This window comes from Schnuerera sp. xch1, assembly GCF_019931165.1.
In the GTDB taxonomy this organism is placed as follows: Bacteria; Bacillota; Clostridia; order Tissierellales; family Tepidimicrobiaceae; genus JAIOUP01.
The window spans coordinates 59320-82086 of sequence record NZ_JAIOUP010000008.1; the positions used below are offsets into that span (position 1 = coordinate 59320).

A 22767-nucleotide genomic window follows, 5' to 3' on the forward strand; every position below is an offset into this window, starting at 1 on the left:
AAAATTTATGGAATAAAAAAAGATGAGGGTTATATTATTCCCTTATCTTTTTTATAATGTTTATAAAGTATATCTCTGGCTTCTGCAAGTTTAGCAACTACATTTATTCTTGTTTGTTTATCTAACAAAAAAGCTTTCTTCTTAGCATTATTAACGGAAGATGTGAAGTATGCTGGCTGAAGATTGTTTAATGCAATAGATTTTATATTGTTTTCAAATTCTGCACATTCACATTCTTGAAAGCTATCTTTAATTTCTTCATATACTTCATCTACAAGAATTTCCATATAATTTTTTACCATAGTATCATCCTTTTCTGTTTTATATGATTTTATGCAATATACTAAGTAATTATATTCCTAGGTTTTTTATGTGTCAATATTAAGATAGAATTAGCAAAATATGATTAATTATATATTCTATAGGGTATTATATAGGCAAGAAGAGGACAAATTGCTTGACACAAGATACCTTATGGGGGTATAATATATTATAAAATAAAAGGTTATACGAGGAGGAATTTAAATGGCTAATAATGTAGTAATATTTACGAGCAATACTTGACCATATTGCATAGCTGCAAAGGATTATTTGCAGGAGAAAGGAATATCCTATACTGAAAAGAATATTCAAACAAGTCCTGAAGCTAGAAAAGAATTGATGAGTATGGGACATATGGGAGTTCCAGTTATAATAATTGATGGAGAAGAAATAGTAGGATTTGATAAATCTAGAATGGAACAATTACTTAATTAGGCAAAATCCCTCTTGTAATTACAAGAGGGATTTTTTATGAATTTAATGCTTTCAACAATTTAGGTAAATCTATACCATGAACCATTGCAGCTTCTTCTAAACTCTCCATTTGACTAGCTGGACATCCAATACATCCCAATCCAAAGCTTAGCAAAGTATCTACTGCTTCTGGTTTATTACGAATTACTTCACCTACTAACATATCTTTAGTAATTTCCATTTTGGACCTCCTTACGAGAATTGTAATTAATATATTTGTATTTTAGCATATTTTATTTATTCTTTATAGTATAAGTATAACACAAGATTGATATTAAGAAAATATTTAATCAAAAATGTATAAAAAAATAATAAATGGTTATTCTTATACCAGGAGGTGAGCTTTATGGATAATAATGAAAGAAATAGAGAAAATGTAGAGAAAAGGACAGAAAATAGAACAGGAAACAATACAAATGATTGGGACATAGGAGAAATTTTAATTAGACTATTAGTTACAGCGATAGTCATTGGAATTGCTGCATTTCTTACACCAGGGTTTTCTATAGATAGTTTATGGAGCTTGATATTAGCGGCAGTAGTGATAGCATTGCTGGATTATGTAATACAAAGATTCACTGGAGTTAATGCTACGCCCTTTGGAAGAGGGATAACTGGGTTTATTATAGCCGCAATTATTCTCTATGCTACTAGATTTATAGTACCTGGATTTGAAATATCAGTTTGGGGAGCAATAATTGGAGCTTTAGTCATAGGAATAATAGATGTAATAATACCAGGGAGAGCAATGTAGCACTAACCCCCTAACTTTAGTTAGGGGGTTGTTTTTTGTTAAAAAATAATATAAAATGAATAAAGATACCCGGATAGGGTATATTGACAATAGGAAATAAAATTTGGGAGGAATAATGATGAAAGTTGAAGTAACTGAAAAGGCTCAGCAGGAGCTAAAAAGAATATTAGATTCAAAGAAAGATAAAAAACCTTTAAGGATATATGTAGCAGGTCACGGTTGAGGTGGTCCTTCATTTGGATTAGCTCTGGATGAGCTAAAGGAAGACGATATAAAAACAGAAGTTGATAATTTTACTTTCATTATAGAAGAATATTTAACTGAGAGTTTTGGAGTATTTACTATAGATTATAGTGATAACTGGTTAAGAAAGGGATTTTCAGTTATACCTGATGGAAAAGTATCTTCTTGTTAACAATATTTAATAGTAAACATAATATTTAGCTAAAGGATGATTTAATTATCATTCTTTAGCTTTTTTTATCTTAAAATATATTATTTAATAAATGATAGAATTTGTGTTAAAATAAAATATACTATTAATATATTAATTTTTCCTTAAAGAGAATAAAAGGAGGTGGGGATTAGTGGATTCTGGACCTTTGCCTAGGTATAGTATGGAAACTTATGAATTAAAACTAAATGAAAAGAACACTAGTCATCACCGACTAAAGTTCTTTTAGGGGGGTTAATATGGATGAAAGAAGATTAGAATGTTTAATTCAAGAAAAAAACTATGCTATCTTAAAAAAGGAATTAGAAGAGTTAAATGCAGTAGATGTAGCAGACTTATTAGAACCTTTGAATGTAAATACAGCATTATTGATATTCAGGATGCTGTCTAAGGATTTAGCTGTAGAAGTATTTTCTAGTTTTTCCATTGATAAGCAGAGGGATATAATCGGTTTAGTAACTGATAAAGAATTAAAAAATATTGTAGAAGAACTATTTTTTGATGACATGATAGATATAATTGAAGAGATGCCTGCGAATGTAGTCAAGAAAATACTAATACACGCAAAGGAAGAGGAAAGAAATTTAATCAATCAATTCCTAAGATATCCGCCTGATTCAGCAGGAAGCATAATGACCATAGAGTATGTGGATTTGAAGAAGGGAATGACAGCAAAAAATGCCTTAAAACATATAAAGGAAACAGGACTTGATAAGGAGACTGTATATACCTGCTATGTTACAGATAAGAATAGAAAGCTAGAGGGAATAGTCTCTTTAAGAAAACTGGTTATAAGTGATGAAAATAAAACTATTGAAGAAATAATGGATACCGATGTAATATATGTTAATACACATGATGATCAGGAAACAGTAGCTAGCATATTTAAAAAATATGGATTTTTAGCATTGCCAGTAGTGGATAATGAGAATAGATTGACTGGAATAATAACAGTAGATGATATAATGGAAGTAATTGATCAGGAAAACACTGAGGACTTTCAAAGGATGGCAGCTATTGCTCCATCAGAAGAAAAATATATTGACGCTAGTGTATTAAGCCTTGCAAAGGATAGAGTTTTATGGTTATTGATATTGATGATATCTGCTACTATGACAGCGAGTATAATTAGAAGATTTGAAGATGTATTAGCAACTATAGTAGTATTAACTGCATTCATACCCATGTTGATGAATACCGGAGGAAATTCAGGTAACCAAGCCTCGACTTTGGTGATTCGTGGTATTTCCTTAGGAGAAATAGAATTAAAAGATGCACCTAAGATATTATGGAAAGAATTTAGAATTAGTTTAATGGTAGGTATTATACTGTCAGTTGTAAACTTTTTTAAAAATTATTTATTTGATAGGGTAGGGTTATTGGTTTCCTTTACTGTATCCATAACGTTATTTATAACTGTCGTAATATCTAAAATGATTGGTGGAGTATTACCAATGATAGCTAAAAAATTAAATTTAGATCCAGCCATAATGGCAGGACCATTGATTACTACATTAGTAGATGTGTTGAGTTTGATTATATACTTTTCAGTAGCTCAATCAATATTAAATTTATAAAATATGAACAATAGGGGTATATCATATTTATCACTAATCCGTAACTTTTTCATAATATATATTAATAGTGAAAAATTAGGGGGTAGTGAATATGGAAAGTGTCTATAATATAAGGTATTTTGATAAAGAACGAAATTCCGAAATGGTAATACCCCTAGAAAAAATGGTTGGTATATTATTGAATTCTGAAATTGATTTAAACTTCCATATAGAAGCTTTGAAAGCTCAGGCGATAGTTATTAGGACTAATCTATTAAAATCCCCAAAGCCAATACAAGGAGAAGGACTTGTAGATATTTGGGAGCATGAAGGTGAAGATATAGAAAAAATAATTGAAGCTGTAGAGGAAACTAAGGATATGGTAATAACATTCAATGGGAAACTCATAGAAGCTAAATATCATTTAGCGTGTGGGGGTAGCACAGAAAACTCTGAAGATGTTATAAATAATCAAGTTATATATCTTCGTCGAGTTCTATGTGAATATTGTAAGGACTCTCCATACTGGCAAAATGAAAGATATTTTAGTATTGAGGAAATAGAAAAATTGCTAAAGGTTAAGTTTCCCATGGTGAATGTGAATTTTGAATCGGAAATGACAGGATTTATAGAAGAAGTAAAAAAAGATGAAAATAATAGGATAAAATCAATTAAAATAGGCAACAAAAAATTTTCAGGTGTAGAACTAATGGAGCTTTTAAACTTAAATTCTACCAGATTTGCAATATTTCCAACTGGTATTAAGCTGGTATCTAGAGGTAAGGGCCATGGAATTGGGTTATGCCAATATGGAGCAAATAAAATGGCCGAGGAAGGGCATACTTTTGAAGATATTTTAAAGTACTACTATACAGGTATAGATATAAAGAAAATGACATTGCCTTGTATAAAAAAACCACTATATGGGAAAATAATAGTAATAGATCCAGGACATGGGGGAGAAGATAAAGGATACAGAGGCGATTTATTAGGGCTATTAGAAAAGGATATAGCTCTTAGTTTATCTTTACAACTAAGATCAAAGTTAGATAGTTTAGGAGCTACTGTACACTTAATTAGGAATAACGATACGAAAATTTTAGCAACAGATAGATTAGAACAAGCTAATAAGTTCAAACCAGATTTTTTTATAAGTATTCATATGGATTATTTTCCTAATTCTAGCATGAAAGGTGTAGAAATGTTTCATTTTAGGAATGATATAGAAAGTCAGAGCTTAGGATTGCATATATTAAAAAGCCTAAAAAAAAGACATATTTTCACAAGAGGTATAAAGGAAGGTAATTTTTATGTTTTTAGGGGAATAAGCTCAAGTTCCTTACTAATTGAATTAGGTTTTTTGTCAAATAAAGATGAAGAAATAAAATTTCAAGATGATAACTATATAAAAAAATTAGTTGATGGAATAGCAGAAGGTATTCTAGAATATTTTAAGTTATAGTTTTTTACTAAAACAATTGACAAAGTGAGGTTTTCATAGTATAATGTTAATTTATTTGACAAACTAAGGAAATTATGTTACAATTCTACTATGAGTGTCCCTTTACACTCCTTCTTCCCCCTAAGTCAAGGGGAGAACTCGATGGAAGGTGGTTACTTTGTTAGAAAAGAATAACTTAGCCAAGATTCGTAAAAATGTTGAAGATTGTATTGGTAAAAAAGTAATTCTTAAGGCGAACAAGGGAAGAAAGAAAACAACGGTTAGAGAAGGAATACTAGAAGAAGCTTATCCTAGCTTGTTTGTAGTAAGAATTTATAACCAATTTGACTCAATGAGAAGAGTTTCATACACCTATTCCGATATATTAACACAGACAGTTGAAGTTACAATTTGTGACGATACCGATAGACAACAAATAAAAATAAGTTAAAAAAACAAGGCTAATGGTCTTGTTTTTTTATTGTTTACAAATAAGAATGAAAAACCGGACAAAAGCTTTTGTCCGGTTTTTTGATGGGAATTTATTACAAAAATTTTTTAGTCAACAAACACTACAGGTTTTATTAAATCTTGATGTTTATTCTTCATTAACATCAAAGCTTCTTCTATGTGATCAAATCCATGGAATTTATGAGTAACTAATTTTGATGGATCCACTCTATTGTATTTAACTAGATTTATTAATCTCTCCATTCTGTCTTTTCCACCTGGAGTTAGACCTCCAATTATCTTCTTATGAGCCATTCCACTACCCCAATCAAGTCTAGGAATTGGGATTATGTCTCCTTCTCCATAATAATTTACATTTGAAACTGTGCCGCCAGGTTTTACTATTTTTACAGCTGTTTTCATAATTTCGGGAGATGCTCCAGCTATTATTACCTTATCTACGCCTTTGCCATTTGTTAGATCCATTATTTGTTCATCAATAGGGCCTTCCTTATAATTAACAATATCAGTTGCACCGTAGAAATTTGCAGCTTCTATCAATGCTTTTCTACTTCCTACGCCGAAGATTCTACTTGCACCTAAAATTTTGGCGCCAGCTGTAGCCATTAGCCCTACAGGTCCTATTCCAATCACAGCAACTACATCACCTAATTGAATATCTGCTAGTTCTGCACCATGGAAACCTGTTGTCACCATATCTGTTATCATAACTGCTGATTCAATTGAAATATCATCTGGAAGATATGCTAAGTTCATATCTGCATCATTAACGTGGAAATACTCTGAGAATACACCATCTTTAAAATTAGAAAATTTCCATCCTGCTAGCATACCACCTGAATGTTGTGCAAATCCTTGTACACTTTCTGTAGTTCTCCAATCTGGGGTAATAGCAGGTACAACAACTTTGTCGCCTGGTTTAAAGGTTTCAACCTTATCGCCTACCTCTGCTATTTCTCCTACTGCTTCATGACCTAATATCATGTTTTCTCTCTCACCTAGTGCTCCTTCAAATACAGTGTGTATATCTGAAGTACAAGGAGCAACAGCTATTGGCTTAACAATCGCATCATAAGGACCAGCAACTGGTTTTTCCTTTTCAATCCAGCCAACTTTATTAATGCCTAACATTGCAAAACCTTTCATAAAAATCCCCCTTTATTTGAAATATAATTTTCAATCATATCTTTACACTATCAATTATATAACTAACCGCAGTTTGATACTATTGACAAAAATGTGATATTGTTAAAAAAATAATAAACATATTCGTCGATTATACCTCGAAAAAATAACTTACGTCGGCATGCTGAATTTTTTTGCTTATTATATTTCCAATAGTATTTGCATAATTAAATGAAATTGTATCGTTATAAAGTATGAAGAATTTCCATTTTTCGACAGTTATAATTCTATAACGGTGTATACAAGAATTTAAAAATTTATATATAATATCTTCAAAACATTTTTCCTTTAAATAATGACAATTAAATTTAATATTGATTGTTGAATTAGAAGTTTCACTAAAGTTAACTGATAAATCTATGTTTTGCCAATTGAAGAAGGACTTGTTCCCTTTTATTTTAAAGTTATTTGGATTTAAAACATCAACTATAATATTTCGGGTGGATCTTTGAGAGGGCATTTTATTTATTTTATATAAATATTTCATTTTAATATAGTTATCAAATAGTGATGTAGTATTCCAGATATTATCTTGTGTATATTCAGTAAGTATTATATTTTTAATGTAACTATCAATCTCTTTTGCTATATTAATTAATTTTAATTCATTATAATCAAATTTCTTATTCATGTATGAAAAACATTTATTTCTATGTTCTGATGGGGTGCATCCATACCATCGTTTAAAATGTTTATAGTAATATTTAACATCTGAAAATCCACATTTTTGTGCTATAGATGAGATGCTCATATCAGTAGTAAGCAATAAAAATTCGGATTTTAATACTCTTTTATAATTAAGATATTCATTAAAGCTAAAGCAACTTAAGTTTTTCCAAAAATGAGAAAAATAGTTTTTGGTAATGAATTCTTGGCTTGCGATATCATCTAAAGTTATTTTTTCTGGATAATGTTCATCAATAAACTTTATGACCCTATAGTATCTATTCAATTGTAGAGAACTGATAAGTGTATTATCCTTTTTTATAAATTGAAGCCAATTAAACTCCTGTACCATGGAGTTTATTAATTGACATATTAAGTCTTTGGTTAAATCTTTGGTTAATGGGGTGTTGTTAATGATATTGGTAAGTGTACTAATCAATAAATTTCTAAATCTTGTTTTATATCCCCTTTTAATTGGATTGTTAAGATTATCGCTTTCTATTTTAATGTTACCGTTAGAATACATATTGTTTCTGAAAAACATGTATTTTATATGCTCAAATTGGTTTTCAAAATAATTTAGATCAATATGGAAAAATACTACTATTGATTTTGAGGGGCTTCGTATTGAGTGTATTGATTTGTTATTTACAAACCAAAAATCACCTTCTTTAACTAGAACATGTTCAAAGTTTGAAATTACTTCAATAGAACCTTTGATGGGTAAAAGAATTTCTGTTATATCTTCATGCCAGTGGATAGGGTATTTACTTATAGCTTGTATTCTAATGGAGAATGGCTTATTTTTTGTAAATTTGATTTTTTCCCTATTCATGATATTCCTCCCCAATTGCTTTTACAATAAATTATATCATATTATTTAATCTTTTTGACGTAAAAACAAAATCCGACATGATGTCGGATTTTGCGGGACAAATTATTCGTCCCTTAATTTTAATAAAATAGGGAAATGAGTAATATTTAAATACTCATATGGGGAAGAAAGACCATTCGGAAGTCTTTACATAAATTATATGTCGAAATAACTTTAAAGGTAAATAGGTCTAAGGATGCATTATTTTATTCATGTTTTTGGACATTGACACATATACTTTTTTATAGGATATAAAGTTATGAATGGAGGAGGTCTAGAGATGGAAATAGTTAAGGATATCCTTAGAGTAGAAGAGCAGAAAGGATATGAAAGAATAGAATCTTTAATGGAGACTGAAATATACCTAAGTCAATCAAAACCAGAAATAGATAATATCCTTTGGACAGATGGTAAAATAGAAATTTTAAGTACAAAGATTGTACAGGGAAAGGTTTTAATAAACGGACTAGCAAAATTAAAGGTTGTATATAAATCAAATGAAGAGGAATTAAATATATATGCAGTAGAAACAAACAATGATTTTAAAGAAGAAATAGAAATAGAAGGAATTACTGAATCCATGGCGGTAGAAGTAAAAACAAACTTAGAATATATAGAACATGAACTATTAGATGAAAGAAAGATTTCATTAAATGCTTTGATAAACCTATGGGCAAGAGTAGAAGAAACTAATTCAGTTGAAATAATAAAAGAAGTAGTGGAAAAGCCTGATCTTCAAGTATTAAAAGAAAAGGTAAAGTATAATGATATACTTGGTAGAGAAGAATCATATGCTTTAATCAAGGAAGCCTTTGAAGTAAATGATGATCAGCCGCCAATAGATGAAATATTAAAAATCGATATGTACCCTCATGAGAAGGAATTAAGTATTTCTGCTGACAGATTAATACTATCTGGGATATTAGAGTGCTCCATAATATATTTCGGTGGAAACAAACTTAATTCAATAAATAGAGGAATTCCATTCACCCATTTTATAGAAACGGAAAATATTGAATATGATTCAAAATGCAAATTAAATATGGAAGTTGAAAATGGAGAATATGAAATAAGGGAAAACCTTGAAGGGGATTTAAGAATACTTGACGTAGAAGCTAAGATAAAGATAGTACCTAAGCTATATAGACAAGAAGAAAAAGAGGTAATTATAGATGCCTACTCTATTAAAGAGAAGGTTGATTTGCAGACAGAAGAAATAAAGATAATGGAAAATATAAAGGATATAGTAAATAAAGAAGATATATCTAAAGAAATTACCGGTGAAAATTTTAAAGAGATATATGCAATAGAAGCTGATCCAAGAGTAATTGATAACCAGTATGTGGAAGATAAGATAGTAATAGAAGGAATACTTGCATTAAACATATATTATCTAAATGAGATTAACGATGAAATATCTACATTTAAAGAAGAAGTGCCATTCAAGACATATGTAACAACAGAAGATTTAGGCAATGATGCAATCATAAATACTGAGACTAGTTTAGAAAGTTTAAAACATAATTTAAAGGATAATGTATTGTACATTGATGCAATAGTTAAAAATAATATTTTTATAGATAGGGAGAGGAAAATAAATATAATAAATGATATAGAAGAAAATGGAGAAATTATAGATAAAAAAGATAGACCTAGCATCATTGTATATATTATTCAAAAAGATGATACACTATGGGACATAGCAAAACGATATAATACTACGGTAGATGAAATTATTGAATCAAATGATATAATTTCTCCACCTAATCTAATGCCTGGCGAGAAGATAATAATAGAGAAGAAAGTTGATATAGATTTCTAGTATCAATTTATATTTTATGATATAATGTATCCGTTAATTTTATAAAAGGAGAATTTAAATGAACGAAATAGTTGTAGACTCTTTTGGTAAGGTAAATCTTGCATTAGATGTTTTATATAAAAGAGATGACGGATATCATGAAATAAATACTATTATGCAACAGATTGATCTTAAGGATACAGTTACTTTAAGAGATAGAAAAAAAGGAATAAAGATCGAGTGTAATGATAAGGATGTTCCTTTGGATCATACAAACTTGGTGTATAAGGCTTGGGAAAAAATAGTGAATAAAACTGGGATAAACAGAGGAATACATATAATTATACAAAAAAGAATTCCAGTATCTGCAGGCTTAGCTGGAGGTAGTTCCAATGCAGCAGCGGTGTTTAAAGGATTAAATATATTATGGAATTTAAAGTTATCTGAAGAAGAGTTGATGAAAATGGGATTACAAATTGGAGCAGATGTTCCATTTTGTATAACTGGAGGAACAGCTTGGGCTAAGGGTATTGGAGAAAAGTTAACTAAGATAAAGAGTTTTTCCAACAATATGATTCTTTTAACGAATATAGGGGTACCTGTATCCACTGCTCATGTATATGACAATCTAGATCTATATAATAAAGAGAAAGTAGCAGATATTGAAAAGATAGTTAGATACATAGAAGAAGATAATATAGTAAAAGTAGCTACAAGCATGACTAATGTGCTGGAAGGGTTTGTCATAAAAGAATATCCCATAATTAAAGAAATAAAAAAAGATATGATTGAATATGGAGCGTTAGGTAGCATAATGAGTGGTAGTGGACCCACGGTATTTGGAATATTTGATGATGAGAAAAAGTTATATAATTGTAAAGAGATGTTGGAGAAGAAGGTAGAAAAGGTTATTGTGACCAGGACGATATAAAATGAATAATAAACCCACTTTCTGTTAACTATAAACATAGTGAGCAGGGGGTGGGTTTTTTGTATAGAATTTTACATTTTATAAATGATATATTTAGTAATTATAGTGTAATAGTTATTATGATAGTAGCAATATTATCTTTACTATTTGATGGTCGTGAATTTAAAAAAAATGGATTTATTAAGGAACGTAGAATAGTAGAGGTTATATCCTATTCTTATATAACAATTGCAATAATAATATTTGTACTCTTAAGGCTGGACTAGGAGGATAAAATGAACATATCGAAAAAATTAAAGGAAAATATAGAAACTCTCAAGAGTATATTAAAAGATTGTGATGACATAATCTATAGAAAAATTGAAATAGGAGATAAAGATAAAACAAAAGCTTGCCTTATCTTTGTAGATGGGCTTGTAGATAAATCTCTGATAAGTGAATATGCTATTCAAGTATTATTACAATGCACAGAAAGTAAAGACAATATGAACATAAATATGATTAAAACTAATTTTTTAGACAGAATATCTGCAGAATCCATTGCTGTGCATGATGTAAAAGAGGAAGAAGACCTAGATAAAATTGTAGATGAAATACTAGTTGGAGAAACAGCCTTATTGGTTGATAATTGTAAAAAAGGATTGATTTTATCCTCTAGAGGATGGCCTACAAGGGGAATAGCTGAACCAGAGACAGAAACCGTAGTAAGAGGCCCTAGAGATGGATTTGGAGAAACAATGAGGTTTAATACAGCATTGGTAAGAAGACGTATTAGAGATCCAAAGATGAAACTAAAAGCTACAAAAGTTGGAAGGAGATCCAAGACAGATATTGCTATCGTATACATAGAGGATATTGTAAATGAAAAAATACTTCAGGAAGTCATGAAAAGAATTGATGAAATAGACATAGATTCAATAGGAGAAAGTTCTACCTTAGAAGCACTAATTGAAGACGATTATCTATCTCCCTTTCCACAGATAGAAAGTACAGAACGTCCAGATGCAGTAGCAGCATCACTATATGAAGGAAGAGTGGGTATTATAGTGGACAATACTCCTTTTGCTTTAATAGTTCCAGCTACATTGGGTACTTTATTTCAATCAACAGAGGATTATTATTCTAGATGGCCTATTACATCGGTTATTAGAATTATAAGAATAATATGTGCTTTTCTTTCTGTCCTAGCGCCTGCTCTATATATAGCCATATCTTCATTCCACCCTGGATTAATACCAACTGTATTGACTTTTTATTTAGCTGCAAGTAGGGTAAATGTACCATTTCCAGTAGTGATAGAAGCTTTCTTAATGGAAATAACTATTGAAATTTTGAGAGAGTCTGGTACCAGAATAGCAGGACCAATAGGAAGTACCATCGGCATAGTAGGAGGGCTTATAGTGGGCCAGGCAGCTGTAGAAGCAGGAATTGTTAGTCCTCTTATGATAATAATAGTAGCTATAACTACTATGGCATCCTTTGCATTGCCTAATTATCAATGGGCTTCGGGATTAAGAATATGTAGATTTGCATTTATGGTACTAGCAGCAGTGCTGGGTTTATATGGGATCATGTTAGGAGTAGTTATATTATTTGCCCATTTTGCTAAATTAAAAAGTTTTGGAGTGCCATTTGCATCACCTTATTCGGGTTTAGGAATCAAGGAAGGAGATTTAAAAGATACATTGATAAAGGCTCCATTACAAAGACTCAGGTTTCGACCAAAATTTACTTTCCCTAGAGACAAGAAAAGAATGTGAGGAAGTGAAAGGATGCAAAGAAATACTATATCTAATCAACATATAAAAGCGTTGCTAGTTACTACCATTATAGGTGTGGGAATGTTGTCTTTACCTAGTGAATTAGCTATGATATTGGAGAACGATGGGTGGATAGCGATAATATTAGCAGGATTGATGCTCATCCCATTTCTTATAATAATAGATAAACTATTCAGTATGTTTCCAAACAAATCCATATTTGAAATAGGTAGAGAAGTAATGGGACCAACAATATTTGGTATAATATTGATTATTCAAGCTATTTATACGATTATAGTACTTGCATATACTGTCAGAATCTTTGGAGAAGTTATAAAGGTATATATATTGGAAACTACTCCTATAGAGGTTATCATTATAACCATGTTATTAGCTACAGCATATCTATCCAGATCCAAAATAGAGGTTTTAGGTAGAATGGCTGTGATGATCTATCCAATTATAATAGGTCTTGTAGTGTTTTTATTGGCGGTAACTTTACCAGATATGGATTATACTAATATATTTCCAATATTTAATGCAGATTACAAACAATTACCTAGGGGAATAATGACTGCTGTTTTTTCCTATACTGGGTACGAAATTATTTTTTTATGCTATAATTATTCAGATGATAATAAGAACACATTAAAATATGTTTTAAGAGGGTTAATTGTTGTAACTTGTGTATATTTAATAGTATTTTTTACAAGCCTATCTTCATTTGGAATCTATCAATTGAAAAGGGAAATTTGGCCTTCAGTAGCTGTTGTTAAAGAGGTGAATTTGCCTGGGTATTTTCTAGAAAATTTGGATGGGATTATGTTAGCTATATGGGTCATAGCAATATACGCTTCATTGACATCAATTTTTTATATTGGTGGAGCTGTCCTTTCAAATATCTCTAAGACTAAAACCCATGAATTATTTATATTGCCTTTAATACCAATTATATATACCGTTGCATTGTTACCAGATAATTTGGTTCAAACTAATGAGATAATGGCAAGAATAATAAGCTATGCGGCTATAATAGCGAGAGTTATTCTTCCAATTATTATATTTATTTCAGCAATTATAAGAAAGAGGAGGAGTAGAGCATGAGAAGGAAATTGCTTATTATGTCTATTATCTCTCTAATACTTATGTCGGGATGTTGGGATAAAGAAGAAATAGAACAGAGACTATTTGTAACAGACATAGGAATAGACCTAAATGAAGAAGCCAAAGGCAGTGATGTGGATAGATTAATTGTTACATATCAGTATCCTAATATAAATGCTATTGGTAAAAATGCAACTGAGGAGCAAAGAACATACCTGATATCTACTATTTCTAGTAGTATATTTCAAGCGGGAAGGGAATTCAGAAATCGAGTACCATTTCCTTTTTATTATAAGCATGTAAAAGTATTAATAGTAGGTGAAAGCTTACTTAAAGAGGAAGAATTAGTCAGACAGATATTGGACGAATTGAATAGAGATACTAAGACAAATAAAAAGATTATGATATTAGTAGCTGAAGGAAAGGCGCGAGATATTTTACAGGCCAACTATTCTGAGGATCAGCATACAGATGGAGTAATTTATTCTTCAGTGAGAGACAATAGGAGTTCTGCTAGATTTACTCCTAAAACACTTACAGACTTTATTTCTGATTTTGATATTTCTAATACAACTATTGTTCCAAGGATAATACTTGAAAATGGTAAGTTTAAAATATCTGGTGGTTGTATTATAAAAAATTATAAGTTTTTGGAATGGGTTGATGAAAAGGAAAATAGAGTTATTAATTTTATGAATGGAGAAGTTAATCTGGAGACTATAGATGTTGTTCACAATGATGATTTAATAATTTATACAATTATAAGAGGAGACACGAAGAAAGATGCATATATAGAAAATGGGGTAAAGGCGAGTATAAATGTAGAAATAGAGGGATATTTACAAGGCTATACCATGAATGATAAAAAGACTGCCTACGATAATAAAGTGTTATTAGAAATGGAAAATACAATAGAAAAGGAAATAAAAGCAGAAATGGAAAAGACTATAGATAAGCTTCAAGAAATAAATGCAGATATAATAGGAATTGGAGAACACATGAGTAAATTTCATCCTAGAGATTGGGAAAAAATTCAAGATAGTTGGGATAATATTTTCCCAGAGATAGAATTTGATGTTACAGTCAATGTGCATATAAGAAGAACAGGATTGACTAAATAATAATTAAAGATTGGATTTTTAACTGGCGCTCAGAATTATACTGGTGTTATAGGATATGAAGTGGAAATTTTTGGCTATGTTATTTTGAACGGAATGGAGCATCTCTGTTTTATGGTATAAAAAAACAAACATAGGAAATAATTAATATTAAAGAAAAAAAGAACTTAGGAGGGTTCTAAATGAAACATAAGAATTTAATTCTTATTTTAGCAATATTAATTATTTCTATTATATATATAATTCAACCTTATACATCTAGTAAAAACGCTTATATGGATGATATTAAAAATGAGATAATACGATTTCATGTGAAAGCTAATAGTGATATTGAAGAGGATCAATCATTAAAGCTAAAGATTAGAGATAAAATACTAAAAGAAACACAAACAGAATTAGAGAACAGTGAATCGATACATCAAACTAAAGCTATAATGGAGGACAATCTAGATAATATCAAGTCTATTGCTGAAGAAGTTATAGAAGATGAAGGTAAAGATTATTCTGTAGATGTATATTTAGGAAAAAAAGATTTCCCAACTAAAAAATATGGAAATGTAGTATTTCCTGCTGGAGAATATGAGACACTTCAGGTTACAATAGGAGAAGGGAAGGGTCAAAATTGGTGGTGTGTTATGTTTCCGCCGTTATGTTTCGTAGAAATGAGACATGGCAATGCAGCTAATGTCGAAGAAGGCTTAAAAGAGGTACTATCAGAAGATGAGGTAGGTGTTCTTTTAGCTGAAAAAGCTTCTCCTATAATATTAAAATCTAAAATATTAGAAGTAGTTGAAAAGACAAAGGTTTATATAGCAGATAGAATAGCACAGAGCAAATAAAAAAGCAGCCTAGGCTGCTTTTTTTATTTGAGAAGATTTTCTATCGTTTTATAAATAAGTTTTGGTACTATGTTGAAAGAATAATCTTCTTCTAATCTTTCAGTAAATTTGTGTGCATCCTTTCCAAAAGGTCCAATGTTTACTACAGGAAGATTGAGTGCTTGCATTTCTTCTATAGGAAGAATATATTTCGTTCCAAATCCAGGCATATTGTTCTTTAATGAATCAATTGCATTGGATTCATTTGGAGCAGCTGTATAACTTAAGTCCGATATATATGGATAGAATTTTTTCATCTTAATGTTGTATTTAGACGCTGTACTTTCGATAACGTCATTTACTACATTTAACAAATTCTTCTCCAATTCAGTTTCGCCTTTTACATGTATGTGTGGATAATATGGTGGGGAGAAGTATACAATTACTACTGGGTTCCTATCAGACCACATACTATGAACAGTTTGAACCATTTTAAGTGCATGCATTCTTTCATCTATGCTTTCATCTGATAAAAGAGCCTTGTTCAAATCATCTATTACCTTATCTACTTTATCACCCTGTTCTAATTTAACCTTGTCATATAATTCGGAATAGGATATAACTCTTGGTTTCCATGGTAGTTTTTCATAAGGGAATCCATTAGCTACACAATATTTCTTATACTCTTCATTTAAACTGTTAATTACTCTTTGAAATGCTAAAGTAGTTCCATCAATTATCCTGTTCATCATTTCATCTGGAGCACTACTATGAGTATCAAAATTGAAATATAGATAGCTAGTCTTTGCGGTTTGAACTGAATATTCTGGTTTTAAATCCTGTTGTCTTAATGAAATAGGTGGAACTGTAACTTCACCTTCAACCTCATCGCAATATTTAGTATTGAAATCTATTTCCTCGATTATAGCTGAAGATATGTGATTAGGGTCTAAACCTTTAAATGGATCGCCACCGTGGGCTTCAGAGCCTATCACATAAAATGAAGGCATTAGCTTACCTACGGTTCCTACATATACGTATCTGTTAATGTCTCCTTCATATCTTGGAGCCATATAATCAGCATCTATAGCGGCTTGATATTCAAAATTCTCCTTTTCTCTTAATTTAACTAATTCTGGAACTACAGAAAGCATTCCGCCAGAATTACCTTCCTCATCACAGACTGCAGCAAATACTATATTTCCCTCTAAGTTTTCTACATTATTAGACAGTTCTTCAACTATGGTCATTAAAGTAGCAGTTCCACATTTCATATCAAATACGCCTCTACCAAATAGGTATTTTCCAGATTCTAAATCTTTCAAAGCATCTTCTGGAATGGAAATGCTCTTTAATCTATCTGGCAATTCTAATGGTCTAGTTGCATATTCTTTTATATTACCATAATCTGAAGTGCCTACAGTGTCTGTGTGCCCTATCAATAAAACAGTTTTATTATTATTTCCCTTTTGTCCTTTTACCATAGCCAATACGCTTTTTCTGTTTAAACTGTCATCTATAACATCAATATATCTTACCATTTCGGGATGTTTTTTGAAATACTTCATATTTGTAAATTTATCATAAATTTTTTTTACTACATTGATTTCTTCTCTCGTACTAACGATGCTTGGAATTTCAGTTAACTCAATTGTGAGCTTTTTGATTTTGTCACCTAAATTTCTATACATCTTATCTCCTCCAAGATGATTATATTATTATAAGTCAATATTAATTTCTAACTCTAGTTTTGTTATAGTATTTAGGGTTATTGAAGAATTCATTCTTTAAGTCTTTAACTTCATTGCTTAATAACAATAATCCTATCATATTAGGAATAATTACTAAGCCTAACAATAGGTCTAAGAATTGATACAAGAATTCAATTCCTCCATAAGCTCCTAAGAATATGGCAGCTAAATAAATGACACGCATTACCTTTGAAAATTTAGTGCCAAATAGATATTCTGCTTGTTTCTCACCATAATATATTATAACGATAACAGTGGAAAGTACAAACAAAGTTATACTTATGGTCACAATTATACCTCCTAGTCCATCTCCTAATAATGTCTGAAATGCCAGAGAAGGCATACTTGCAGCTTGATCAGCAGGAACTATTTGGTATATTCCTGTAACTATTACTATCAATGCGGTTGCAGTACAGACTATCAAAGTATCTACTACATTTTCAAATATACCCCATAAAGCTTGACGCATTGGATGATCAGTAACTGCTGAAGCATGAGCTATAGGAGCTGTACCCATTCCCGATTCGTTAGAATATACCCCTCTAGCAGTACCCCATCTTATAGCTTGAGCTATTCCTGCACCGGCGAATCCACCTACGGCAGCCATTGGAGTGAAAGCGTGTTTAAATATAAGACCAATGGCATTTGGCAATTCTGAAATGTTTATAATAATTATTGTTAATGAACCTATTATATATAGTAATGCCATAAAGGGCACTAATTTTTCTGTAACCTTTCCAATTCTTTTTATTCCACCAAATACTACTATGCCTACTATTAGTACAAGAACTAAACCACTAGCCCAATTGGGAATATTGATGGTTCCAGCTGTTTGTACTACTGAAACAGTTTGAGCAGCAATAGAGGGAGCAATTTCAATCATTAAAAAGAAAGAGAACATGAAACCTAGTACTTTGCCCAATGTTCCTTGAATTCCTTTCTTTAAATAGTACATAGGACCCCCTACATACTCATCTTCTTCATTCTTCTCTCTATATTTGATACTTAATATAATTTCTGAAATTTTGGCTCCGGCACCTATTAAAGCTATAATCCACATCCAAAATACAGCTCCGGCGCCACCAAATGCTATAGCCACTGGCACGCCAACTATATTGGAAGCACCAATAGTTGAGGCTAAAGCTGATGTCGCAGCTTGAAAGGCAGTTATTGTTCCTTCTCCGTCTTCAGATTTTTTGAACATTTTACCAAATGTTTCTTTCATAGCAAATGGAAAATATTTAAATTGAACAAATCCAAGTTTAACAGTCAAGAAAAGGCTTCCACCAACCAAGATGATTAGCATCGGGATTCCCCACAGCCAATTGGAAAAACCAATTAGAATATCAGTAATTGTTTGCATAAAGTTTCCTCCTAATTTTTTAAATTAGTGATTTAAACTTAGTAGAATAAATCTTAAGTTCCCTCCCTTCTGTAATTATTAATTGTTTTAATTATTTGTAAATAAAAAACGGGATAAAGGAAATATGATTTGCATTTCCTGTTTCGAGTTGGAATATTAGCTTTTTAAATTTGTATGCTATGAATATCCACTTTATACTTTGAAATTTATTTTAATACTTTATCTGTTTATTTTTATTTATTCTTTAAAAAATTATTTTTAATTTTTTAATAAGATATATAGAAATATATTTATTTTCATAATATCATTGCTTGCTAAATATATCAACAGAATTTTAAACATTCTGAAAATAATTAATTTTTATGATATAATTTGTATTAAATTATTATTGGGGGGATTGTTTTGAAAAATGTTCGGAAAAATATAATCAAGCTATTATCTGATTTAGTTAAAATTTACAGTCCTTATTTTGAAGAAGAACAAATAATGAAATTCACTTATAATTGGCTAAAAGAAAAGAATATTTCGTGTGAGTATCATAGGTATAGTGAAGATAGAATTACAAAATTTCAAGGAACAAATGTAGTAGGGAATATAAAAGGAAAAGAAGGAGGACTTAAAATATTACTTAATGGACATCTAGATACGGTTACTTTAAGTCAAGGTTGGACAAAGGATCCTATGAAAGCAATTATAGAAGGTGATAAGCTATATGGTTTAGGAGCTTTAGACATGAAAGGTGGTTCGGCAGCAATAATGATTGCTTTGGAAGCTTTCCAACGAAATGTAAAAGATTTTAAAGGCGAAGTAGTCTATACTTTAGTTTCTGATGAAGAGGGACCTTATGGATTAGGGACAGATGCTATTATTTTAGATGGAATAACAGATGGAATTGATTTTTCAATTGTGACTGAACCTAGCAGTGGATTTGCAGATATTGAATTTCCATGTCTGTGCTTAGGAGCTAGAGGTGGATATAATTACAAGGTAAATTTTTACGGTAAATCTAGTCATGCCGCAGCACCAGAATTGGGAATGGATGCTATTTTAGATGGAGCTAAATTGATTTGTGAACTTGAGAAGATTGAATTAAAAGAAGATCCTCAATTAGGTAAAGGATCCTTAGTAGTTATTGAAACTTCAGGGGGTGGTCAAGCGTGTAGTGTAGCAGAACAATCAAGTTTTACGGTATTTAGACATGTAGTTAGGGGAGAAGATAAAGAATTTTTAATCAATGAGGTCAAAGAGGCAGCAAAAAAAGCTGGTATTAAAGGTGAATATAAAATGGAATTTAGAGAAGCTCCTCACGATGGAGTAGATGGATTTAAACCTTTTACAATAGAAGAGGATAACATATTTGCAAAAGAATTTCTAGAAGTTATTAAGAAAGTAACTGGTACATGTGGAAATATAGCCTATTTTTCAAGTGTGGGAGATTTTAATTATTTGGGAACTAGAACTGGTGCTCCTGTATTTATTTTTGGTCCTTATGGGAAAAATTATCACTCCTCTGATGAATGGGTTTCTATAGATAGTTTAGTTAAAACTTCTCAGGTTATTTATGATTTACTAGTAAAATTATTAAAAGTATAAGTTATAAAAAAAGCTATTATTGGTAAGCTAAGACAATAATAGCTTTTTTCATTTTACTGCATAAATTTTATATTATTACAAAAAATATAGAAACCCAACAATTATGAATTGTGGAAGGAGGATATCAGTGGATAAATTAAAGAAGCATAAGAAGTTTATCATTATGACAATGGTCTTAGCTTCAGTTTTCTCAAGTATACTTTTATTTTACGAACCAATATATTATTTAGGTAAAGCAGGGTTTGACAAGTCCATTGCCCCTAGACTTCTTTATTGGGGATCTCAAGGGGAAGATGTAAAAAATGTTCAATGGCAACTTGTGAAATGGAAATATTTAATTGGAGATGTAGATGGCATATTTGGGCCAGATACATATAGAGCAGTGCGAAGGTTTCAACAAAAAAATGGATTAAAGGTAGATGGAGTAGTGGGACCAGATACAGCTGCTGCATTGGGGATATCTTTAAGTGAAGCTACACCAGCTTCTGCTCAAGGTGTGAATAGACAAGGAGATGAATATCTATTAGCTAGAGCTATACACGGTGAAGCAAGAGGAGAGCCATATATTGGAAAGGTAGCAGTAGGTGCAGTAATATTGAACAGAGTTAGGAATCCGAATTTCCCCAATACAATAGCAGGAGTAATTTATCAACCATTGGCCTTTACAGCAGTGGCAGATGGACAGATAAATTTGACACCTGGTAAGGATTCAATAAAAGCTGCTAGGGATGCGCTAAATGGTTGGGATCCAACATATGGCAGTCTCTATTACTGGAACCCAGCTACTGCGACTAGTAAATGGATTTGGTCTAGAAAAGTAACACTTAAAATTGGTAAACACTGGTTTGGACTATAGGAGGTGATAGAATGGATAGAAAAAGATGGTGGATTGCACCAAGTATATTAGGATTAGCTCTTATATTATCCTTGGCATGGGCATATTCTGAGTACCAGACGAGGCAAGAGTTGGGAGTAGCCTTGGAAAATCATTATCAAAGACTATTCTTTGACGTAAAAAAACACGTAGAAAATGTTCAAGTAAACCTATCAAAGGCTATGCTATCTAATTCAAGAGAACAAAACGTATTATTATTATCGCAGATAATGAATGAGGCATATTTTGCTCAGGATAAGCTGGCACAAATGCCCATAACTCATGCTAATACCGCTAATACAGAAAAATTTTTAAATCAAGCAGCAGATTATAGTTATAATTTAATCCAAACTCATTTAGATGGGCAGCCTCTAACTAATGAACAAAGAGCATCCTTAGCAAATCTTAAGCAGAACTCTGCTAAATTTAATGAAGAATTAGCAAATCTTCAATCCGAATTAGCAAATCAAGATTTTACAATACGTTCGCTTGTTAAGGAACAAACTGAGGAAGTTGAAGAAGGAAACAAAAATATATTTCAAGCTACTTTAACAAGTATTGAAGACAATATGGCTAAAACTCCTGAGTTAATATATGACGGGCCGTTTGCAGATCAGATGATAGATAGAGAACCATTAGGATTAGATGATAAAGACGTATCTGTAGAAGAAGCAAAAAAAATAGCTAGAGAATTCTTTGGGAATGACAGAGTAGAAAAAGTGACCTCTTTTGAAGATGGAGAAAATGTAACAGAAGTCGTCATACCATCTTATACATTTAGTTTGAAACAAAATGATACTTCTAGAGAACTATCTGCATACATAGGAGTATCTAGAAAAGGTGGCCATGTAATTTGGATGAATAATCCTAGACCTATAAATGAACAGGAGATATCCATAGAAGAAGCTCAAAATAGAGCACTAAGCTATCTTTCTGAAAAAGGATTTGACAACATGGAGCCAAATTATTATCAAAAATATGATGGTGGCGTATTGATTAATTTTGTAAATAAAGTAGAGAATGTAACAATATATCCAGACTTGATAAAGGTTAAGGTAGCTTTAGATAATGGTGAAATAGTTGGTTTTGATGCAGCACAATATTATCTAAACAATCATGAAAGAGATATTCAACAACCTCAATTATCAGTAGATGAAGCAAGAGAAAAGATAAGAACAGACTTTGAAATAAATTCCACTAGACTTGCTATGATTCCTAAGGGAAAAGACGAGGTCCTATGCTATGAATTTAAAGGAGATTATAGAGGCGAGGATTTCATAGTATATATCAACGCTCTTAATGGTAAGGAAGAAGATGTACTACAATTGATTCATAATGAAAATGGTACATTAACATTTTAAAAATTTCCCCTTTATAAAGGGGAAATTTTTTTAATTTCTATTCTCCACTAATTATGGATGGAATCATGGGTTTAATAATTTAATATTACCGATATAT

22 protein-coding genes are annotated in these 22767 nt (G+C 31.0%); 16 read left to right on the forward strand and 6 right to left on the reverse strand.

What is annotated here, in order from left to right; all coding sequences use genetic code 11:
• Positions 1–29: 29 nt before the first annotated feature.
• Positions 30–302, reverse strand: a complete 273-nt coding sequence (locus tag K8M07_RS07380; protein ID WP_223377289.1) for a late competence development ComFB family protein — start codon at positions 300–302, stop codon at positions 30–32.
• A gap of 271 nt (positions 303–573) precedes the next feature.
• Between K8M07_RS07380 and K8M07_RS07385 the strand changes: the two genes are divergently transcribed.
• On the forward strand, positions 574–756 hold the full coding sequence (locus tag K8M07_RS07385; protein ID WP_411741963.1) for a glutaredoxin family protein: 183 nt from the start codon (positions 574–576) through the stop codon (positions 754–756).
• A gap of 34 nt (positions 757–790) precedes the next feature.
• On the opposite strand, the gene K8M07_RS07390 is transcribed toward K8M07_RS07385, so the two are convergent.
• A complete protein-coding gene (locus K8M07_RS07390) occupies positions 791–976 on the reverse strand; it encodes a DUF1858 domain-containing protein (RefSeq protein WP_223377293.1) in 186 nt (61 codons plus the stop codon).
• 165 nt (positions 977–1141) lie between these two features.
• Here K8M07_RS07390 and K8M07_RS07395 point away from each other — a divergent pair, with 165 nt between their 5' ends.
• The 5 genes from K8M07_RS07395 (at position 1142) to K8M07_RS07410 (ending at position 5451) form a co-directional block, all read left to right on the forward strand.
• Complete coding sequence (locus K8M07_RS07395; RefSeq protein WP_223377295.1) at positions 1142–1549, forward strand: phage holin family protein; 408 nt, start codon at positions 1142–1144, stop codon at positions 1547–1549.
• Between the two features lie 118 nt (positions 1550–1667).
• Positions 1668–1964, forward strand: coding sequence for an iron-sulfur cluster biosynthesis family protein (locus K8M07_RS12850; RefSeq protein ID WP_411741961.1), 297 nt, complete (start codon positions 1668–1670; stop codon positions 1962–1964).
• A 278-nt stretch (positions 1965–2242) separates the two neighbouring features.
• A complete protein-coding gene (gene mgtE / locus K8M07_RS07400) occupies positions 2243–3580 on the forward strand; it encodes a magnesium transporter (protein ID WP_223377296.1) in 1338 nt (445 codons plus the stop codon).
• Positions 3581–3671: 91 nt separating this feature from the next.
• Positions 3672–5021 carry an N-acetylmuramoyl-L-alanine amidase gene (locus K8M07_RS07405; protein ID WP_223377299.1) on the forward strand — a complete coding sequence of 450 codons (1350 nt, stop codon included), beginning with the start codon at positions 3672–3674 and terminating at the stop codon, positions 5019–5021.
• 148 nt (positions 5022–5169) lie between these two features.
• Complete coding sequence (locus K8M07_RS07410) at positions 5170–5451, forward strand: Veg family protein (RefSeq protein WP_411741962.1); 282 nt, start codon at positions 5170–5172, stop codon at positions 5449–5451.
• 107 nt (positions 5452–5558) lie between these two features.
• Here K8M07_RS07410 and K8M07_RS07415 read toward each other — a convergent pair whose 3' ends face one another.
• Complete coding sequence (locus tag K8M07_RS07415; RefSeq protein WP_223377301.1) at positions 5559–6617, reverse strand: NAD(P)-dependent alcohol dehydrogenase; 1059 nt, start codon at positions 6615–6617, stop codon at positions 5559–5561.
• Between the two features lie 130 nt (positions 6618–6747).
• Positions 6748–8157 (reverse strand): AraC family transcriptional regulator, encoded by a 1410-nt coding sequence (locus tag K8M07_RS07420; RefSeq protein ID WP_223377303.1) that lies wholly within the window; start codon positions 8155–8157, stop codon positions 6748–6750.
• Positions 8158–8476: 319 nt separating this feature from the next.
• Here K8M07_RS07420 and K8M07_RS07425 point away from each other — a divergent pair, with 319 nt between their 5' ends.
• The 7 genes from K8M07_RS07425 (at position 8477) to spoIIR (ending at position 15749) form a co-directional block, all read left to right on the forward strand.
• Positions 8477–10018, forward strand: coding sequence for an SPOCS domain-containing protein (locus K8M07_RS07425; RefSeq protein WP_223377305.1), 1542 nt, complete (start codon positions 8477–8479; stop codon positions 10016–10018).
• Between the two features lie 58 nt (positions 10019–10076).
• Positions 10077–10928 carry a 4-(cytidine 5'-diphospho)-2-C-methyl-D-erythritol kinase gene (gene ispE, locus K8M07_RS07430; protein WP_223377306.1) on the forward strand — a complete coding sequence of 284 codons (852 nt, stop codon included), beginning with the start codon at positions 10077–10079 and terminating at the stop codon, positions 10926–10928.
• Between the two features lie 59 nt (positions 10929–10987).
• Positions 10988–11194 carry a CLC_0170 family protein gene (locus K8M07_RS07435; RefSeq protein WP_223377308.1) on the forward strand — a complete coding sequence of 69 codons (207 nt, stop codon included), beginning with the start codon at positions 10988–10990 and terminating at the stop codon, positions 11192–11194.
• 9 nt (positions 11195–11203) lie between these two features.
• Positions 11204–12688, forward strand: coding sequence for a spore germination protein (locus K8M07_RS07440; protein ID WP_223377310.1), 1485 nt, complete (start codon positions 11204–11206; stop codon positions 12686–12688).
• A 12-nt stretch (positions 12689–12700) separates the two neighbouring features.
• Entirely contained in the window at positions 12701–13792 is a 1092-nt protein-coding gene (locus tag K8M07_RS07445) for an endospore germination permease (protein ID WP_223377311.1), read from the forward strand.
• Positions 13789–14913 carry a Ger(x)C family spore germination protein gene (locus tag K8M07_RS07450; RefSeq protein ID WP_223377313.1) on the forward strand — a complete coding sequence of 375 codons (1125 nt, stop codon included), beginning with the start codon at positions 13789–13791 and terminating at the stop codon, positions 14911–14913. The genes K8M07_RS07445 and K8M07_RS07450 overlap by 4 nt, the downstream gene beginning before the upstream one ends.
• A gap of 179 nt (positions 14914–15092) precedes the next feature.
• Complete coding sequence (spoIIR, locus tag K8M07_RS07455; protein WP_223377315.1) at positions 15093–15749, forward strand: stage II sporulation protein R; 657 nt, start codon at positions 15093–15095, stop codon at positions 15747–15749.
• 23 nt (positions 15750–15772) lie between these two features.
• On the opposite strand, the gene K8M07_RS07460 is transcribed toward spoIIR, so the two are convergent.
• A complete protein-coding gene (locus K8M07_RS07460) occupies positions 15773–17419 on the reverse strand; it encodes a M20/M25/M40 family metallo-hydrolase (protein WP_223377317.1) in 1647 nt (548 codons plus the stop codon).
• A 40-nt stretch (positions 17420–17459) separates the two neighbouring features.
• On the reverse strand, positions 17460–18842 hold the full coding sequence (locus K8M07_RS07465; protein ID WP_223377319.1) for an alanine/glycine:cation symporter family protein: 1383 nt from the start codon (positions 18840–18842) through the stop codon (positions 17460–17462).
• Positions 18843–19244: 402 nt separating this feature from the next.
• Here K8M07_RS07465 and K8M07_RS07470 point away from each other — a divergent pair, with 402 nt between their 5' ends.
• The 3 genes from K8M07_RS07470 to ypeB all read left to right on the forward strand — a co-directional run bounded on the left by K8M07_RS07470 (position 19245) and on the right by ypeB (position 22670).
• Positions 19245–20435, forward strand: coding sequence for a M20 family metallopeptidase (locus K8M07_RS07470; RefSeq protein WP_223377320.1), 1191 nt, complete (start codon positions 19245–19247; stop codon positions 20433–20435).
• Between the two features lie 127 nt (positions 20436–20562).
• Positions 20563–21291: a spore cortex-lytic enzyme gene (gene sleB, locus K8M07_RS07475; RefSeq protein WP_223377322.1), complete on the forward strand. Its 729-nt coding sequence runs from the start codon at positions 20563–20565 to the stop codon at positions 21289–21291.
• 11 nt (positions 21292–21302) lie between these two features.
• Positions 21303–22670, forward strand: coding sequence for a germination protein YpeB (gene ypeB / locus K8M07_RS07480; RefSeq protein WP_223377324.1), 1368 nt, complete (start codon positions 21303–21305; stop codon positions 22668–22670).
• The last annotated feature ends 97 nt before the right edge of the window (positions 22671–22767 follow it).

Bases quoted from the DNA above. Each gene is read 5' to 3' on its own strand.
- K8M07_RS07380 (WP_223377289.1), bottom strand. From the start codon at position 302: ATGGTAAAAAATTATATGGAAATTCTTGTAGATGAAGTATATGAAGAA.
- K8M07_RS07390 (WP_223377293.1), bottom strand. From the start codon at position 976: ATGGAAATTACTAAAGATATGTTAGTAGGTGAAGTAATTCGTAATAAA.
- K8M07_RS07395 (WP_223377295.1), top strand. From the start codon at position 1,142: ATGGATAATAATGAAAGAAATAGAGAAAATGTAGAGAAAAGGACAGAA.
- mgtE (WP_223377296.1), top strand. From the start codon at position 2,243: ATGGATGAAAGAAGATTAGAATGTTTAATTCAAGAAAAAAACTATGCT.
- K8M07_RS07405 (WP_223377299.1), top strand. From the start codon at position 3,672: ATGGAAAGTGTCTATAATATAAGGTATTTTGATAAAGAACGAAATTCC.
- K8M07_RS07415 (WP_223377301.1), bottom strand. From the start codon at position 6,617: ATGAAAGGTTTTGCAATGTTAGGCATTAATAAAGTTGGCTGGATTGAA.
- K8M07_RS07420 (WP_223377303.1), bottom strand. From the start codon at position 8,157: ATGAATAGGGAAAAAATCAAATTTACAAAAAATAAGCCATTCTCCATT.
- K8M07_RS07425 (WP_223377305.1), top strand. From the start codon at position 8,477: ATGGAAATAGTTAAGGATATCCTTAGAGTAGAAGAGCAGAAAGGATAT.
- ispE (WP_223377306.1), top strand. From the start codon at position 10,077: ATGAACGAAATAGTTGTAGACTCTTTTGGTAAGGTAAATCTTGCATTA.
- K8M07_RS07440 (WP_223377310.1), top strand. From the start codon at position 11,204: ATGAACATATCGAAAAAATTAAAGGAAAATATAGAAACTCTCAAGAGT.
- K8M07_RS07445 (WP_223377311.1), top strand. From the start codon at position 12,701: ATGCAAAGAAATACTATATCTAATCAACATATAAAAGCGTTGCTAGTT.
- K8M07_RS07450 (WP_223377313.1), top strand. From the start codon at position 13,789: ATGAGAAGGAAATTGCTTATTATGTCTATTATCTCTCTAATACTTATG.
- spoIIR (WP_223377315.1), top strand. From the start codon at position 15,093: ATGAAACATAAGAATTTAATTCTTATTTTAGCAATATTAATTATTTCT.
- K8M07_RS07460 (WP_223377317.1), bottom strand. From the start codon at position 17,419: ATGTATAGAAATTTAGGTGACAAAATCAAAAAGCTCACAATTGAGTTA.
- K8M07_RS07465 (WP_223377319.1), bottom strand. From the start codon at position 18,842: ATGCAAACAATTACTGATATTCTAATTGGTTTTTCCAATTGGCTGTGG.
- ypeB (WP_223377324.1), top strand. From the start codon at position 21,303: ATGGATAGAAAAAGATGGTGGATTGCACCAAGTATATTAGGATTAGCT.